Source organism: Mucilaginibacter aquariorum (assembly GCF_024498135.1).
GTDB classification, from domain to species: domain Bacteria; phylum Bacteroidota; class Bacteroidia; order Sphingobacteriales; family Sphingobacteriaceae; genus Mucilaginibacter; species Mucilaginibacter aquariorum.
Map to the genome: position 1 here is coordinate 1 of NZ_JANHOH010000010.1, position 16,313 is coordinate 16,313.

Below are 16,313 nucleotides of genomic sequence, written 5' to 3' on the forward strand. Positions count from 1 at the left end.
GTCCACAATCTCCAGTTTGAACGCTAAACTGTAATCTTTTTGGGTCTTCCTTTGGTAAACCTTAACTTCTTGTTCTTTCATCTGTTAACACTTTTTGTGTCAACTTATTTTAGGACGCTACAACAATATAAAACAAAAAGGCAAGCTAAGCTTGCCTTTTTTGTTTTATAGGTCATATCACTTGTCCCGAGAGATCCTGAAACAAGTTCAGGATGACGGCTCCGGTTTTGACTTTTGAATTTTTCCTTTTGACTTTGCAACCTACAACATCCCACCATCAACAGGAATAACCTGCCCGGTGATGTATGCTGCCATATCTGATGCCAGAAACACGCAGGCATTGGCCACATCTTCGGGTTCGCCGGCGCGTTTCAATGGGATAGCTGCCGACCAGCCTTCAACCACTTTAGGGTCTAATACCTCGGTCATTTCCGTGCGGATAAAACCCGGTGCTACCACGTTGGTACGGATGTTACGCGAACCTAATTCTTTAGCTATGGATTTAGAGAACCCTATAATACCCGATTTTGAAGCCGCATAATTGGCCTGGCCTGCATTACCCTGTACCCCCACTACCGAGCTCATGTTGATAAAAACACCCTTACGGTTCTTCATCATAATTTTAGAAGCGGCCTTGGTAACGTTGAATATCGATTTAAGGTTCACGTTCAGTACATCATCCCATTGTTCTTCGGTCATGCGCATTAGCAGGCCATCTTTGGTTATACCCGCATTGTTCACTACAATATCTAAAGTGCCAAAATCGGCAACAATATCGTTGATCAGTTTTTCGGCTTCGTCAAATTTTGAGGCATCGCTGCGGTAACCTTTTACCTGCGTGCCAAAGCTTTGCAGCTCCTGCTCAAGCGCCTGGCCTCTTTCAACCGATGATAAATATGTAAAGGCAACCTTAGCGCCATGCTCTGCAAATTTCTCTGCTATTTTACGGCCTATACCTTTTGATGCACCTGTTATCAGTGCTGTTTTTCCTTCTAATAATTTCATAATTTAAGTATGAGTTTTCGAGTGGGTGAAGGTAAGTAATTAGTCGGAAAGACAAAAGCAAGTAATCTACAGGGACTGTTAAAAGCTATACGTTAAAAAAATATTGCCGGCATAAGAGTTAAAACCGGGTGTAGTCGAGCCACCCTCCCGGGAGTTATAATTTGCGCCAACAATGCCCAGGCTGTACCTTGCTTCTAAGCCTATACTTATATTATTACTTACCGGAAGGTTGAAGCCTGCTTTAGGCCCGATATAGATAGCACTGGTACTTGCCGATTGAGATAAAATTACGTTTTCGCCATCCTGCATACTCATTTCATATTTGGTGATCATATATCCACCGTTTACGCCTCCATAGAGGCTGGCAAAACCGCCCAACGGCACCTCGTACGCGATACCGGCGTATAAGCCAATACCCGAGTAATTGCCATAAGTAGCGGTATAGGAGTATGTATCGTCTTCGCTGTATGTAAAAGTGCTTTCTTTTGGTTTGTATTGGCGATAATCTATTGTGCCCGAATACACCAGGCTGCCCATTCTTTTACGAACGGTTACACCAAATGTAGGTGCACCTTTGTAAATCTCTTTTAAGTCGCCAAGGGGAGATTCATAGCCGCCATTTAGGGATACCGACCAGCCATCCTGCGTTACATAACCACCGCTATTATGGCTGCTGCCGCTAAGTACGTCACCATCACCGTTGATGCCTGGTGTGTTACGTCGTTGTGCCTTTGAAGGCGACCAAATAATTACCAATAAAATAAAAAGGATTGAGTAAACCCAACGAACGGGGTTCTTAGAAGAATTAGGGTACATTGTTAGATAAGGAATAGTTTAAGTTGCCCCTAATTTATGAAAATTTATTTACCCGAGCGAAAAAGTACCAAGATTCTCAATAAAGGGCTAACTAAATATCCCCCACCTCAAACACTTGGCGCTATTGGTTAGGCTTATACACACATTAGCGCTACCTGTAATATGATAACAGCCAAGATCATTCGCCACCGCCATAAGTACCACCATTATATGACAATTAGGTCAACCGCTGGTGTAGAAGAGCTGTATGAATAAGCAGCAAGTTCCGTTTGTTCCGTTCCACTGAAATGGAACAAACGGAACAAGTGGAACACATTGATAATATATACTGACGAGATCTTGTCAGTATTAAATAGAAATCACCAAATAAAAAACGACTTTTTTCGTCCTTTTTCGCCCCTATTCCGGCCTTTTTATGGTGCCGGTAAGGGAAAGGGGGCATTGGACTATTAATTCATAAACATTTGATTTATAAGTAATTAATTATTTATCGCTTGTTCCACTCTGTTCCGGATGGAACAGGGTTTTTTGCCGCCCTTGTTGGTGTTCCGGAAGAAACAAAATAACGCTCAGCCTCCTGATTTTGGCTAAAGCCTTATGGGCTTTTGTTTGTAATCCGTTGGCTGAAGCCAACGGCAATGATATACACAAGTGATTCTTATAATTTCTATTTCATTGCCGTCCCATTTATGGGACGGATAGAGAGGGTAGAAAATCGGCTTTAGCCAAAACTCTAATCTTCCGAACACTTATAGTGACAATACCAACAATGGCGAGAAAAATTAATACTACATTTGATAGCAATATCATCGTTAATGAAAACAAAAATTAACATATTTTTTACGTTATTATTATTAACAACTTTAAGTTGTAAAGGCCAGGCTCAAAAAAAAGCAGATATTCCAGCAGAAAAATTCTCGATTATTGAGACCCGCTTAAGTGATGGCAGACCAGCGATAGGTTCTTTTAATATTGCTTACAAAAATTACAGTCATAAGCCTAAATATTTATGGTGTTTAAAGATAAACATGGCCCTCGAATTAAAAAACGTAAGTAAAAACGGGCTACCAATTAAAGCTGAATCTGACATTGCCAACAGGTATGAGGACTCGTTGATAAATGTTATTAAAAAAATAGCTACAGTACATTACATAGGCCATTTATACAACGACAGCTTCCTGGATATCTTTATTTATCTGGATGATCCTGAAAAAGTAAACCGTTTTTTGCAAGCCGAGGTAAATAAGAAAACCGTGACCCGCCAATTTGCCTATGAAATTAAACAGGACCCAACATGGAGTACAGTAGTCCCGTTTTTGAAATAGATTCCTACAATCCCTCTTGATATTCCTGCCGCCCTTGTTGGTGTTGTCACCAACAAGCCGTTATACAATATACGATATTTGGTACCTGCCTAAATGTTGTTGGTGACAACACCAACAACGGCGAGTTAAATTAAAAACTATATTCGTGTATATTATAACTATATGCAAACCAGCTTACCCACTGTCACACTAAAACAAATAATTCTGGCGAAAACACACTATCTCTATATACTAATTGGATTGTTTTTAACATCTGGTGTTTATATCCTTTTAACTATCCTGAACATTTTTATTTGGTGGTTTTGGTTTGGCGAAGGTGAAAGTTCTGATGAAAGATATCACCCCGTAATAGCCCAGTTATATGCAATATCACCCTTAGTTATAATTTATATTATTTATTGTCTGTTGATATTTAGAGGCTTAAAGTCTCATAACCTTCCCCGTGTAAAATCATTTGTAATTTTAACACTGCTAATGATCGTGTTTCATTTAATGAGAGATGTCCTTCTTTCGGCGGTTGTCTAAAAATAAACCTAATACAATGAAAAATCTATTTTTCACCCTGCTCTTCATATCCGCGAGTTTTTCTGCATACGCACAATATAGTGCTCAAATAAAAAATGGTGCAGATATTTTGGCGAAAGCAACCTTGAACGGTGATTACAAAACGCTTGTAGATTACACTTATCCTAAAGCCGTAGCAATGGCAGGTGGGAAACAATCAATGATCAGCCTTATCATAAAAGGAATGGACGATATGAAGAAAAACGGACAGGGATTTAAACTTGTTACGACAGGTGAACCTGGCAAGGTGTATCGTTCCGGAAAAGAGTTGCATAGCGTTGTACCGCAATACATGGAAATGATTTATAAGAATGGATATTTATCATTCTCAACAAGTATGCTTGCAGTTAGCCAGGATGATGGTAAAACATGGAGTTATATTTCTGCCGGGAATATCGCTCCTGAACGATTAAAAAGTATGTTCCCCGATTTAAATAAAAATCTTGTGATCATTAAATCTACAGAACCCGTCTTCCATACTGAATAGCATTACTTTGACTCGTAGCCGGTGTTATCATCCTAACTATCCAACAGGTCAATGACGAACACCTCTATAAAATCGCTCTACAACCCTTCCTGATACTCCTTCTGCAGCTCCAGCAGGCAATTAGCGCACAGGCAGCCATCATATAGTTCGCTTACATACTGCACCTCGTTTATGCTCAACTGCACGGTACTGCACTGGCATTTGGTGAATGAATTTGCTTTACATTCAAATGGGGTGCTGCAGCGTTCGCAATGGAGTACTTCGTGTTTCGCGGATATGATCATCTTTAGTCCATAGTCTATGGTCGATAATCCATAGAAGCTGCACAATAGTAATTTAAATTCTTTTAAACGACATCACTTAAACGTAAAAAGACCATAGCCAATATAAATGGGCTATGGTCTATGAACTATGGTCTATCGACTAAATTAGGCTAATTATGCAGAGCAGGTAACGCAACCCTCTTCCATTGAGCAAGATGGGCCGGCCGGCATTTCTTCCTGGCTGTTATCTCCAACAACTTCGGGTATAACGGCTTCCATGTTTTTGCCGCCGCCCTGGTTCTCAACTGTAAATTTAACCGCTTGCGATGCCGCTTGTGTACGCAGGTAATACATACCTGTTTTTAAGCCCTTCTTCCATGCGTAGAAGTGCATCGAAGTCAATTTAGACGCATTTGGTGAGTTGATGAACAAGTTTAATGATTGCGACTGGCAGATATAAGCGCCCCTATCGGCAGCCATATCTATAATGTTACGCATCTTAATTTCCCAAACAGTTTTGTAAATGTCTTTGATATCCTGTGGTATCTCGGCAATGTCCTGGATAGAACCGTTTGCGGTAATAATCCTGTCTTTCATGTTTGTATTCCATACACCACGGTTTACCAGGTCGCGCAGCAAGTGTTTGTTTACAATAATAAACTCACCACTTAATACACGGCGGGTATAGATGTTTGAGGTATATGGCTCAAAGCACTCGTTGTTACCCAATATTTGTGAAGTAGACGCGGTTGGCATTGGCGCTACTAACAGTGAGTTACGCACACCATGGTTCATTACATCTAAACGCAGGTTTTCCCAATCCCAACGGCCGCTTTCCGGTTTTACATCCCAAAGGTCAAACTGGAACTTACCTTTTGATAAAGGCGAACCTTTAAAGGTTTCGTAGGCGCCATCTTTAATAGCCAGATCTTTAGAAGCCGTCATGGCAGCAAAGTAAATGGTTTCAAAAATGTCTTTGTTCAGTTGTTTTGCTTCATCACTTTCAAACGGTAAACGCAGTAGTATGAAAGCATCGGCCAAACCTTGTACACCTAAACCAATTGGGCGGTGGCGCAGGTTAGAGTAACGCGCTTCTTCAACCGGGTAATAGTTATTATCGATGATCTTGTTCAGGTTTAATGTAGCCTGGTAAGTTACTTCGTATAGTTTAGCGTGGTCAAACTCGCCGTTAATTACGTAACGTGGTAAAGCCAGTGAAGCCAGGTTACAAACCGCTACTTCTTTATCAGAAGTGTACTCCATTATCTCGGTACAAAGGTTCGAGCTTTTTATAGTACCCAGGTTTTGCTGGTTAGATTTCGCGTTGGCAGCATCTTTATACAACAGGTATGGTGTACCGGTCTCTACCTGGGCATCTAATACGGCAAACCAAAGTTCTTGCGCCTTGATGGTTTTACGGCCACGGCCTTCTTTCTCGTAACGCTCGTATAATTCTTCAAACTCCTTACCGTGGCATTCTGCCAGGCCTGGTGCCTCGTGCGGGCAAAACAATGTCCACTCTTCGTTAGCTTCAACCCTGCGCATAAACAAGTCAGATACCCAAAGGGCATAGAACAAGTCGCGAGCGCGCATTTCTTCTTTACCGTGGTTTTTACGCAGGTCTAAAAATTCGAATATATCTGCATGCCATGGTTCCAGGTAGATAGCAAAAGCGCCTTTACGCTTGCCACCACCCTGGTCTACATAGCGTGCGGTATCGTTAAATACTTTTAGCATTGGGATGATACCGTTGCTTGTACCGTTTGTACCGCTGATGTATGAACCTGTAGCCCTTACATTGTGGATGCTTAAACCAATACCACCAGCGCTTTGAGAGATCTTGGCAGTTTGTTTTAATGTATCATAGATCCCCTCGATGCTGTCATCTTTCATGGTTAACAAAAAGCATGACGACATTTGTGGTTTTGGTGTACCCGCGTTAAACAAGGTTGGTGTGGCATGTGTAAACCAACGCTCGCTCATCAGGTTGTATGTTTTGATAGCGCTATCGATATCTTCTTTATGGATACCTACCGATACACGCATGAACAGGTGCTGCGGGCGCTCGGCAATTTTACCGTCAATTTTTAACAGGTACGATTTTTCAAGGGTTTTAAAACCGAAGTAGTCAAAACCAAAATCGCGGTCATATATAATGCTGCTGTCTAAGATATCGGCATTAGCCATAATTATCTCATAAACATCATCGGCCAGTAAAGCGGCGTTTTTACCGGTTTTTTTGTCAACGTACTCATACATACGTTTCATGGTTTCAGAGAACGACTTAGTGGTGTTCTTGTGGAGGTTGGACACCGCAATACGTGAGGCAAGCAAAGCATAATCGGGATGTTTGGTAGTTAACGATGCTGCTGTCTCAGCTGCAAGGTTATCCAGTTCGGAGGTGGTAACACCATCAAACAAACCTTCAATTACTTTTTTTGCCACATCAATTGGGTCAACCAGGTTAAACCCATAGCACAGTTTCTCTATACGTGCTGTGATCTTGTCGAATTTTACCGACTCTTTTCTTCCGTCTCTTTTTACTACGAACATTTTGCCACCTCCTTATTCCCTGCCAACCCGACAGGGGGTATTTTATATTAGTTAATTAGTTTATTCTTGTTTCTTAAAGCCCTCTCCTTTGGAGAGGGTTGGGTGAGGCTCCTTAAAAATCCTCGTCCAGCGAAAACGCTTTACTTTCGGCACTGTTCATTACACCGCTTTTTTGGTAATCGCCCACTCTTTTTTCAAAGAAATTGGTTTTACCCTGCAGGCTTATCATCTCCATAAAATCAAACGGATTTGATGCGCCATATACTTTAGGATACCCCAGTTCGTCTAACCATCTGTCGGCCACAAACTCGATATACTGGCTCATCATTTTGGCATTCATACCAATCAGGCTCACCGGCAGGGCATCGCTTACAAATTCTTTTTCTATCTCCACTGCGTCTGTAATAATTTTGGTTGCAGCTTCTGTAGATAATTTATTATCCAGCATTTTGTACAGCAAGCATGCAAACTCGCAGTGCGAACCCTCGTCACGGGATATCAGCTCATTACTAAAGGTTAAGCCTGGCATTAAGCCACGTTTTTTTAACCAGAATATAGAGCAGAAACTACCACTGAAGAAGATGCCTTCTACCGCGGCGAATGCCACTAAACGTTCTGCAAAAGTTCCGTTGTTTATCCAGCGCAGTGCCCATTCCGCTTTTTTACCTACACAGGGTACGGTATCAATAGCATGGAACAAGCGGTCTTTTTCGGCCGGGTCTTTAATATAGGTGTCTATTAGTAAGGCGTAGGTTTCTGAGTGGATATTCTCCATCATTATCTGAAAACCGTAGAAACAACGCGCCTCAGGTAATTGCACCTCGCTCATAAAATTAATGGCCAGGTTCTCGTTCACAATACCATCGCTCGCCGCGAAAAATGCCAATATGTGCGATATAAAATGTTTCTCGCCCGAGTTTAAATTTTCCCAATGCTTCATGTCGTCAGACAGGTCGATCTCTTCTGCCGTCCAAAAGCTGGCTTCAGCTTTTTTGTACATTTCCCAAATAGCGGGGTATTTAATTGGGAGGATAACAAAGCGATCTTTGTTTTCCTTTAGCAGTAATTCGGTTTCCTCTTTCATGCGAGATAAATTATATTTTAAAAATTCTTTGCCTCTTTTAACACTATCTAAATTTGCTTTTGTAACGAGCCGACAATAGACAGAGATTCCATGTGAGTTTTTTATTAAACCGCGAAAAAATTGCTTTTTCGCATTTATTTACTCACTTTTCACCCCCCTCACCAATCGTTACTAAACTATTTTCAGTTGCACATTAGCCCATGTAAAACATGGTGTCTCTTTTCTGTTTCGATAGAACTACCGATAACATAGATAGCGTTAAAAGAACTTCTACTTCAAAGATAGGTCATGATGCTATTTAATGTTAGTCAAAGTTTTTAACATCACCTATGAGTTATGAACACTTTGGCGCCCGCGGTAAAAATTATTGTGTGATGACAAAAAATTCAATCCACTTGTAAACAGCAGCTTAGCGCTACATTTTTTATTTTAGAGTGTGAAGCTATGTGAATTTTTCTAAAAGATTTAGAGGTTATGAACATCTACCTAACAGCCTTAAAAGCAATGCAAACGCTTAAGCTAAAACACTTTGGAAACGCAGTTTTACCACTTGGAAATTCCTAAAAGGAGTAACGTTTTTGCAACAAAAAACAATGTGGAAAAAGAAAAAAACATCCCTGCTATTTTGTGCGGGGATAGCAATTTTTAAATTTTAGAGGCCTGTATTATTGACTTATTTTTTCAGTTCGTCAACCGGTATAAATTTCATAGAAACTGAGTTTACGCAGTGCCTTGTATTTTTAGGCGTCATATACTCACCCTGAAAAACGTGACCTAAATGGGCACCACAATTAGCACAAAGTATTTCGGTACGGCGGCCGTCGGCATCGGTTTCCCACCTTACGGCTCCGGCTATCTCGTCATCAAAGCTTGGCCAGCCACAATGCGATTCAAATTTTGATTCGGATGTGTAAAGCGGGGCATCGCAACGCCTGCAAACGTATACGCCTTCGGCCTTGTTGTTTAGCAGCTCGCCGGTAAACGGGCGCTCTGTTCCTTTATGTAATATGATATATTCCTCTTCGGGGGTTAATTGATTATACATTTTAATTAGTGATTTATTGAATTAGCGAATTAGTGATTAAAGCTCAAAAAAGCAGCCCTTTCACCTTTGATTCTATATAAATATACGACAATTTGGTGGCAAATTTTTTTTGTAAAGAGGATGTTTACACAGGTTTGACGGATGAATAGTATATTTACTTGTTAACTATTTGAACGATGAAGAATATCCTTATTGCGGGCTTTTTAACCCTTGTTGAAACTGTATATCCTAACCAAAGCCGCCCGGTTAAAATCCCACCCAGATTTGAAAATTACCTTACTTCCAAAGATAATGCGAGACGTGCTTTTTTTAAATTCGATAAAAATCGTGATAGCTATTTGTTTAATAAAACCAGTTGCCAATATGATCTATCTAATGATGATGTTTTAAGAATTGAAAAATTAATTAGCAAACGAGTTACAGCATATAATAAAACTGCAAATAGTACTATTAAGCAGCCTGAGAAATACTATAAGCAGTTTGTAGCTATTATAAATACTAAAAGGGAAAAAGAAGTGTGGGTAAACTGTTGTTGCTCCGTTCAAAATACCTGGAAAACTAAAATTCAATTTGTGGAAGATGGAGGCACATGCTATTTTCAAATAAAAATTAACCTAACAAAAAATAGGATTAACTCTTTTATGACGAATGGTTTAGCATAGCAGCAATAATACTCGATGTATAATATCATCCTGGTGAAGGATCTTTCTTCGCTGCTTCAGCTGAACGTAAGCTGAAAGCTTACCTAAATGCAAAGGCATAGTCCACTAATGGCTCGACAAGCTCACCATGACAAGCCTTAAACAATCATTTCACCATCCCGATATGATACTCCTGTATCAGCGCCGGATTCTCTGGCGTTAAGGTAAAACTCACCCTGATATTCGCTTTCTCGCCCGTCATAATAAAATAGCCACGCAGGTTATTTTCGGCTATTACTTCGCCAACGCTCGTAATTTTTCCGGCTTTAGCATAAACGTCGGTCGCTTCTGCTTTTAGCTTATCAGGGAAATAATCCATAAAAAAGTTATCGGCGAATATACCGGTGGATTGCGGGTTGTTCCAATCAGGCAGCAGTTGTACCAGTTCATCGCGGCGTTGGGTTAATATGGCTGATGCAGGTAACGTACGGGGCTTTATACCAGATAGTGCCAGCAGCGTATCTAAAGCAATAGTATTAGCCCTGCCCCCGTTGGCGTAGGTTAAATTGGCAAACGATACTACCCCCACCCCATAATCGGGCAGGATATTCCATTGGCTGCCAAAGCCGGGTAAACCACCACTGTGGCCAACATAAACACGGTTATCACAATCTTTAGCCCAGCGCAAGCCATAACCATAAGCAGAAACCGTAGGGCATGGCCTGCCTGTTGTAGTTTTAGCATTGGCTGTTAAATAGTTTACATCCCATGGGTATTGCATCTCGCGCACCGAACTCCTTTTTACAGGTCCATCCTCGGCATCATCCCTTGCAGGCCAGGCGTTCATGTGCACAGCCATGTATTTGCTAAAATCTTCAATAGTGGTTATCAACCCACCCATAGCGCCGTATGCACCGTCGTGCAACAGGGGCTGCTCCACCCATTTATCATCGAGCCAGCGGTAACCAAGCGCCAGTTGCCCTTTGGGCACTTTGGTATATTCCCAATAAGTATGAGTCATGCCTAAGGGTTTTAGGATATTATCGTTAATATAAGTTTCGTAGGTTTTGCCGGATACTTTTTTAATGATGTAGCCTAATGTTGCAAAACCCAGATTGCTGTACTCATACCCTTGTCCCGGGTTGTTGGAGAACGAAACGCCTTTCTTATAAATAGCGATCAAAGCATCATCAGATACAGCCAGTTGCCTGTCGCCCCAGGGGTTATCTTCGGGATAGCCGGCGGCATGGGTAAGCAGGTGGCGAATGGTTACCGGCACGGCATCTTTTGTGAGATACTTATTATTCTTCATCTCGGGGATGTACAGGTATGCCGGGTCGTCCAGTTTTAGTTTGCCCTCATCGCGCAGTTTTAGGATGGCCATGGCGGTGAGGCTCTTGGTCATACTCGCGATGCGGAAATCTGATTTGGAGGTTACCGGTGTTTTCGCCGCGACATCTGTATAGCCCACATTGCCTGTATGGATCAGTTTGCCATCAACCACAATACCATAAGCCATGCCGGGCCAGTGGTTTTTCTCGGCATAATCCTTATACAGTTGGTCTATAACAGGGAATGTGGCTTCAATCTTTTTTAGCCTGTCGGGATCGGTAAAGGTTGCGGGTTTATATTGAGCGAAGGTGCTAGTGGTGGATAATAGCAGTAGCAGGTAGAAGTAGTTTTTCATATTAATGATCTGGATTACCGAATTTAGGAATTCTTTTTGTCATCCTGAACTTGTTTCAGGACCCCTCAGGATAGTTCGCCACCTTGCTTATGGCTGCCGAAATAAATTCGGCATAACGGATTGTTTTGCGTTAGGGAGTGCAGCGGATACCGGCCCTGTGATTAAGGCCTGTGCAGTATGAGCGAAAAGCCCGGGCCGCAGGCAACGCCCCTAATAGTTCAAGAATGTATGTCGGCGATTAGATGCTTCGCTATCGCTCAGCATGACAAATTGGACAAAAAAAATCCCGGCCAAATGACCGGGATCTCCATATATCTTGATTCTTGACTCTTATCGTCCTGAATCTATTTAAGCTTAGCTAACTCCTCTGCCATGGCAGCGCCAATTTCGGCAGGAGATTCTACTACACGGATACCACACTCGCGCATGATCTTCATTTTAGCGGCAGCTGTATCATCGGCACCGCCAACAATTGCACCGGCGTGGCCCATACGGCGGCCCGGAGGCGCAGTTTGGCCGGCAATGAAACCAACGACAGGCTTTGTACCGTTCTCTTTGATCCAGCGGGCAGCATCAGCTTCCATGCCACCACCAATTTCACCAATCATGATGATACCGTGTGTTTCGGGGTCGTTCATTAATAATTCAACAGCTTCTTTGGTTGGGGTACCAATGATTGGGTCGCCACCAATACCAATAGCGGTAGTAATACCTAAACCGGCTTTAACAACCTGATCAACCGCTTCGTAAGTAAGCGTACCTGATTTTGAAACTACACCAACGTTACCTTTTTTGAAGATAAAGCCCGGCATAATACCAATTTTGGTTTCGTCTGCAGTAATAATACCCGGGCAGTTAGGGCCAATAAGGCGGCTATCTTTATCGGTTAAATACTCTTTCACCAGTATCATATCCTTTGTAGGGATACCTTCGGTGATACATACAATAACTTTGATACCGGCTTCTGCGGCCTCCATAATAGCATCGGCAGCAAATGCAGGCGGTACAAATATGATAGATACATCAGCACCGGTTGCATCAACCGCGTCTTTAACGGTATTAAAAACTGGTTTGTCCAGGTGTTTCTGACCACCTTTACCCGGTGTAACACCACCAACTAACTGTGTGCCATACTCAATCATCTGGGTAGCATGGTAAGTACCTTCGTTACCTGTAAAACCTTGTACTATAACTTTAGAATCTTTATTTACGAGAACGCTCATTGGCTTTTTTGTTTTGTATGGCAAAGCTAAAAAAAAAATCGCCCCTCCACCCTTTAATGGGTTAATTTTTCAAAAATTACTTTTAGGTTATGTACCCATACATCTAAAACTTACAGCAGAAAAAGGCATCAATTTTAATCATAACATAGTTTTAATATCATTTTGGTTATTTTAGCCTGCAAACAAACACCTATCCATCTCATGAAAAAACACCAATTGTTACTTTTAGGTTTAATTTACTGCCTGTTTTTTACCACTAATGCAAATGCGCAGTTTGGCAGCTTTGGCAAAAAGCTACTCGACAAAGGCACCGAAATGGTATCGGGCGGCGGGCTTAACAAGATCCTGAAACAACCGCAAGCCATTACTACTAATTTTAAGGACGTTGATAAAACAGGCTCCAAGCCACCCTCTTATTTAGAAGGGCAACAACCACAGCCATTGTATTTATTGCCAAAAGCGCCAAATGGCGGCTATAAACTTTGCGCCGGCTTTTACGAAATGACCAACAAAAGCTATTGCCTGCATGCCGGTACACGTGGCCCAAGTAAAGGCGATGGTTATATGCTGGCCCCGGTGCTTGGCCCTAAAAGCGAGGTGGTGATACGCATACTTAAAAGTGCCGAGCAACACCCTAACGTTAAACAGCATGATATACAAGTATTACTATGGGCTATTATTGCCCGCACGCGCTTTGTTGATATGGGGACTGATATTAAGCTAACTGCAACTACCCTATTAACTACGCAAGAATTGCTGATGCTGGAAGGCGGCGCACTGGGCGTATTGCCTGCCAATGTGATGGATAAAGCCAAAGGCCAGTTACCACCTGCGGTACAGGCAGTTTTTGAAGCAGAGAACAACATCCGCAGACTTGCAGCATCCGGAAACTCATCTTACGAGGAAATGGAAAAGTACGCTGTGCTTGCTGGTATTGCTGCCCAGCCGGACCCTGAAGTACCGTCGGGCATTTGGTCGCTGCATCCGGATGGTTATTATGTTAGATATTTCCCAAGCGGTTATTCCATTACACGGGTACAGGTATACGTGCCACAAGAATTGGTAGGCACCAAACCCGACTTAGTTTATGATGGCCCCAAAGGTATTGCCTGCCCAGCCAACGTAGGCGCACAACGCCTAGCACAAACCAACGAACCGCTAAACCCGGACTATACCAAAAAACTAACAATAATTTGCAAGTAATTAGTTTTACAAGGGCAGCTTAAACAAGCTGCCTTTTTTGTATTACATTATTTCCCGCCTGTTAAAATCTGTTAAACGCTATTCATTGTAAAATTATAGCCTTATATTTATATCAACACATTTTTACCGATGAGATACCTGTTAGCCTTATTGTTTTTGCTGCTTTGCATTCAGGCGAATGCGCAAATAGTTACGGGCTTTGTCATCGATAAAAAAACCCGTAAACCAATGGAGTACATTATGGTGGCGGCTTCTACTACCAACACCATGACCAACGAGCAAGGTGCTTTTACCCTGCGGATATCAAAGATCACCGATACCCTGCGCATTAAGGCCATGGGATATATGCCTTATACAAAAGCAATTACCCCATGGAACGGGCAATTGAAACTGATAGAGCTGGAAACTGCATCCATCAGGCTGAATGAAGTAGCCATTGTAGCCAAGCGCAACTTTATCCGTGACAGTGTAAATAACCGAAAGCAGTTTGCCAAAGAGTTTGCCTTTAAAGGTCCTACTTTTAAAGAGATAATGCGGCCAACCGCCATCAATATACCGTTTGCCTGGGCCACAATTGATCTGTTATCTTTATTTCGCTCGATAAATAAAAAAAATACGAAGGAATATCATCTGCAGCAAACTATGCTGCGTTACGAGCGGGAAGATCATACGGCCCAACGCTTTAACCGTGCCCTGGTTGGGCGGATAACTAACCTGCAAGGCGACGCCCTGGATGATTTTATAACCGAATACCGCCCCACCCCTGCCCAGATAAATGTAATGACCGATTACAACCTGGTATTTTATATCAAAGACAGCCTGCGGAAATTCAAGGCAAAAAACGAAAAGGGCATAGGCAGCAAGCCGGATTTCAAGGTGGATACAACATTAGCAGATTAGCTTGCTATCAAAAACTCCCCCTTCAGGGGAGTAATACCCATTAACAGACATAAAGGTAATTTACTGGTTAGGATTCCCTCCCTGGGGAGGGGTGTGTAGGGATGTGTAGTGGCAGGGAGGGGTTTATTCGCCCTGCTTTACGCCGAAACCCCTCCCTATACCCTCCCGTTGGGAGGGAATCGCACAAGCCTCATGCTTTTTTTTACTCATGCGCTATTACATTCAGGGGGGGCATTATAAACTCCTTCTCACTCTTCGCCACCACTATAGTTGCTATGCCATTGCCAATCACATTGGTGATAGCCCGTGCTTCGCTCATAAACCGATCTACCCCCAGCAATATAGCCACACCTTCAACAGGAATAATTTTAATAGCCGCCAGCGTGGATGTGAGCACAATAAAGCCACTGCCGGTTACCCCCGCCGCACCCTTTGAGGTGATCATGAGGATGCCGATAATGGTAAGCTGCTGCTCTATCGAAAGGTCTATCTTAAACACCTGCGCCAGGAAAATTACCGACATGGAAAGATAAATAGTTGTACCATCCAGATTAAACGAATATCCTGCGGGTATCACCAATCCGACTACTGATTTTGAGCAGCCAAACTTCTCCAGCTTTTCCATCATCCCCGGCAGGGCCGATTCTGATGAGGATGTGCCCAATACGATCAGGATCTCTTCCTTAATATGTTTCAGGTATTGCCACAGGCTAAATTTGTACAGGTAACAGATAATATTGAGCACTACAAATATGAACAGGAACATAGTCAGGTATACCGATCCCATCAGCAACGCCAATGGCTTAAGAGTTGCAAGTCCATAAGTACTAATGGTATACGCCATCCCGCCGAAAGCGCCGATAGGTGCCACCTTCATTACGATGTGCATCATGTTAAAAAACACTTTGGATAGTTTATCAAATGTTTTAATAACCGATTGCCCCGTCTCCCCCATCCGGCTAAGGCCGAAGCCAAATAGTATAGCAAAGAAAAGGATCTGCAGGATATCGCCTTTGGCAAAAGCCTCGAAGGCATTGGTGGGGACAATGTGGGTTATAAAATCGCCCCATTTCATTTCAGATGCTGCCTTTTCATAAACGGCAAGCTTACTGGCATCAACCTTAACATGGTTATTGATAAAGTTGGCACCGGGTTTTATCACATTGGCTACTGTAACACCAATTACAAGGGCCAGCGTAGTAACTATTTCAAAGTAAAGCAGGGCTTTACCACCTACCCGGCCAACCTTTTTCATATCACTCATGCCGGCAATACCCAGCACTATGGTAAAGAAAATAATAGGGGCTATCAGCAGCGTTATCAGGCTGATAAAGATCTTGCTGATCATCTGCGCGGTTGGCGCAAAATCTTTAAAAAACAATCCCACTACCACGCCCAATATTATGGCAATGATAACCTGGAAGGTGAGGTTGGTGACAAGGCGTTTCATTACAAACAATAATACGATTATTTATAAACAAGTTAGCCCGAGCCGCAAAACCAATTTAAGGTAAATG

14 protein-coding genes are annotated in these 16,313 nt (G+C 42.4%); 5 read left to right on the plus strand and 9 right to left on the minus strand.

Annotated features, from left to right (window positions below; all coding sequences use genetic code 11):
- Positions 1-261: 261 nt before the first annotated feature.
- A complete protein-coding gene (gene fabG / locus NPE20_RS22750) occupies positions 262-1,005 on the minus strand; it encodes a 3-oxoacyl-[acyl-carrier-protein] reductase (RefSeq protein WP_256541006.1) in 744 nt (247 codons plus the stop codon).
- A 78-nt stretch (positions 1,006-1,083) separates the two neighbouring features.
- A complete protein-coding gene (locus NPE20_RS22755) occupies positions 1,084-1,821 on the minus strand; it encodes an outer membrane protein (RefSeq protein WP_256541007.1) in 738 nt (245 codons plus the stop codon).
- An 815-nt stretch (positions 1,822-2,636) separates the two neighbouring features.
- On the opposite strand from NPE20_RS22755, the gene NPE20_RS22760 reads away from it, so the two are divergent.
- Positions 2,637-3,146: a DUF695 domain-containing protein gene (locus NPE20_RS22760; protein WP_256541008.1), complete on the plus strand. Its 510-nt coding sequence runs from the start codon at positions 2,637-2,639 to the stop codon at positions 3,144-3,146.
- 541 nt (positions 3,147-3,687) lie between these two features.
- Entirely contained in the window at positions 3,688-4,197 is a 510-nt protein-coding gene (locus NPE20_RS22765) for a hypothetical protein (RefSeq protein WP_256541009.1), read from the plus strand.
- 77 nt (positions 4,198-4,274) lie between these two features.
- Here the strand turns inward: NPE20_RS22765 and NPE20_RS22770 are convergent, their stop codons facing one another.
- The 4 genes from NPE20_RS22770 to NPE20_RS22785 form a co-directional block, all read right to left on the minus strand.
- Positions 4,275-4,481 (minus strand): cysteine-rich CWC family protein, encoded by a 207-nt coding sequence (locus NPE20_RS22770; protein ID WP_256541010.1) that lies wholly within the window; start codon positions 4,479-4,481, stop codon positions 4,275-4,277.
- Between the two features lie 153 nt (positions 4,482-4,634).
- Positions 4,635-7,013 carry a ribonucleoside-diphosphate reductase subunit alpha gene (locus NPE20_RS22775; protein WP_256541011.1) on the minus strand — a complete coding sequence of 793 codons (2,379 nt, stop codon included), beginning with the start codon at positions 7,011-7,013 and terminating at the stop codon, positions 4,635-4,637.
- A gap of 112 nt (positions 7,014-7,125) precedes the next feature.
- Positions 7,126-8,097: a ribonucleoside-diphosphate reductase small subunit gene (locus NPE20_RS22780; RefSeq protein ID WP_256541012.1), complete on the minus strand. Its 972-nt coding sequence runs from the start codon at positions 8,095-8,097 to the stop codon at positions 7,126-7,128.
- Positions 8,098-8,770: 673 nt separating this feature from the next.
- The gene (locus NPE20_RS22785; protein ID WP_256541013.1) at positions 8,771-9,142 is read right to left on the minus strand and encodes a methionine-R-sulfoxide reductase; all 372 of its coding nucleotides are present in this window, start codon (positions 9,140-9,142) and stop codon (positions 8,771-8,773) included.
- Positions 9,143-9,318: 176 nt separating this feature from the next.
- On the opposite strand from NPE20_RS22785, the gene NPE20_RS22790 reads away from it, so the two are divergent.
- The gene (locus tag NPE20_RS22790; RefSeq protein ID WP_256541014.1) at positions 9,319-9,804 is read left to right on the plus strand and encodes a hypothetical protein; all 486 of its coding nucleotides are present in this window, start codon (positions 9,319-9,321) and stop codon (positions 9,802-9,804) included.
- Between the two features lie 145 nt (positions 9,805-9,949).
- Here NPE20_RS22790 and NPE20_RS22795 read toward each other — a convergent pair whose 3' ends face one another.
- Positions 9,950-11,470, minus strand: coding sequence for a serine hydrolase domain-containing protein (locus NPE20_RS22795; RefSeq protein WP_256541015.1), 1,521 nt, complete (start codon positions 11,468-11,470; stop codon positions 9,950-9,952).
- Between the two features lie 344 nt (positions 11,471-11,814).
- Complete coding sequence (gene sucD, locus NPE20_RS22800; RefSeq protein ID WP_256541016.1) at positions 11,815-12,693, minus strand: succinate--CoA ligase subunit alpha; 879 nt, start codon at positions 12,691-12,693, stop codon at positions 11,815-11,817.
- A gap of 201 nt (positions 12,694-12,894) precedes the next feature.
- Between sucD and NPE20_RS22805 the strand changes: the two genes are divergently transcribed.
- Together NPE20_RS22805 and NPE20_RS22810 are read left to right on the plus strand one after the other, a co-directional pair.
- Positions 12,895-13,896: a hypothetical protein gene (locus tag NPE20_RS22805; protein WP_256541017.1), complete on the plus strand. Its 1,002-nt coding sequence runs from the start codon at positions 12,895-12,897 to the stop codon at positions 13,894-13,896.
- A gap of 129 nt (positions 13,897-14,025) precedes the next feature.
- Positions 14,026-14,796, plus strand: a complete 771-nt coding sequence (locus NPE20_RS22810) for a carboxypeptidase-like regulatory domain-containing protein (protein WP_256541018.1) — start codon at positions 14,026-14,028, stop codon at positions 14,794-14,796.
- Between the two features lie 202 nt (positions 14,797-14,998).
- On the opposite strand, the gene dctA is transcribed toward NPE20_RS22810, so the two are convergent.
- A complete protein-coding gene (gene dctA / locus NPE20_RS22815; protein WP_256541019.1) occupies positions 14,999-16,246 on the minus strand; it encodes a C4-dicarboxylate transporter DctA in 1,248 nt (415 codons plus the stop codon).
- Between the last annotated feature and the right edge of the window lie 67 nt (positions 16,247-16,313).

Excerpts from the sequence above, each read along its gene's own strand:
- NPE20_RS22795 (WP_256541015.1), bottom strand. The coding sequence starts at position 11,470 with ATGAAAAACTACTTCTACCTGCTACTGCTATTATCCACCACTAGCACC.
- NPE20_RS22765 (WP_256541009.1), top strand. The coding sequence starts at position 3,688 with ATGAAAAATCTATTTTTCACCCTGCTCTTCATATCCGCGAGTTTTTCT.
- NPE20_RS22790 (WP_256541014.1), top strand. The coding sequence starts at position 9,319 with ATGAAGAATATCCTTATTGCGGGCTTTTTAACCCTTGTTGAAACTGTA.
- dctA (WP_256541019.1), bottom strand. The coding sequence starts at position 16,246 with ATGAAACGCCTTGTCACCAACCTCACCTTCCAGGTTATCATTGCCATA.
- NPE20_RS22810 (WP_256541018.1), top strand. The coding sequence starts at position 14,026 with ATGAGATACCTGTTAGCCTTATTGTTTTTGCTGCTTTGCATTCAGGCG.
- NPE20_RS22760 (WP_256541008.1), top strand. The coding sequence starts at position 2,637 with ATGAAAACAAAAATTAACATATTTTTTACGTTATTATTATTAACAACT.
- NPE20_RS22775 (WP_256541011.1), bottom strand. The coding sequence starts at position 7,013 with ATGTTCGTAGTAAAAAGAGACGGAAGAAAAGAGTCGGTAAAATTCGAC.
- NPE20_RS22805 (WP_256541017.1), top strand. The coding sequence starts at position 12,895 with ATGAAAAAACACCAATTGTTACTTTTAGGTTTAATTTACTGCCTGTTT.
- sucD (WP_256541016.1), bottom strand. The coding sequence starts at position 12,693 with ATGAGCGTTCTCGTAAATAAAGATTCTAAAGTTATAGTACAAGGTTTT.
- NPE20_RS22770 (WP_256541010.1), bottom strand. The coding sequence starts at position 4,481 with ATGATCATATCCGCGAAACACGAAGTACTCCATTGCGAACGCTGCAGC.
- NPE20_RS22785 (WP_256541013.1), bottom strand. The coding sequence starts at position 9,142 with ATGTATAATCAATTAACCCCCGAAGAGGAATATATCATATTACATAAA.
- NPE20_RS22780 (WP_256541012.1), bottom strand. The coding sequence starts at position 8,097 with ATGAAAGAGGAAACCGAATTACTGCTAAAGGAAAACAAAGATCGCTTT.
- NPE20_RS22755 (WP_256541007.1), bottom strand. The coding sequence starts at position 1,821 with ATGTACCCTAATTCTTCTAAGAACCCCGTTCGTTGGGTTTACTCAATC.
- fabG (WP_256541006.1), bottom strand. The coding sequence starts at position 1,005 with ATGAAATTATTAGAAGGAAAAACAGCACTGATAACAGGTGCATCAAAA.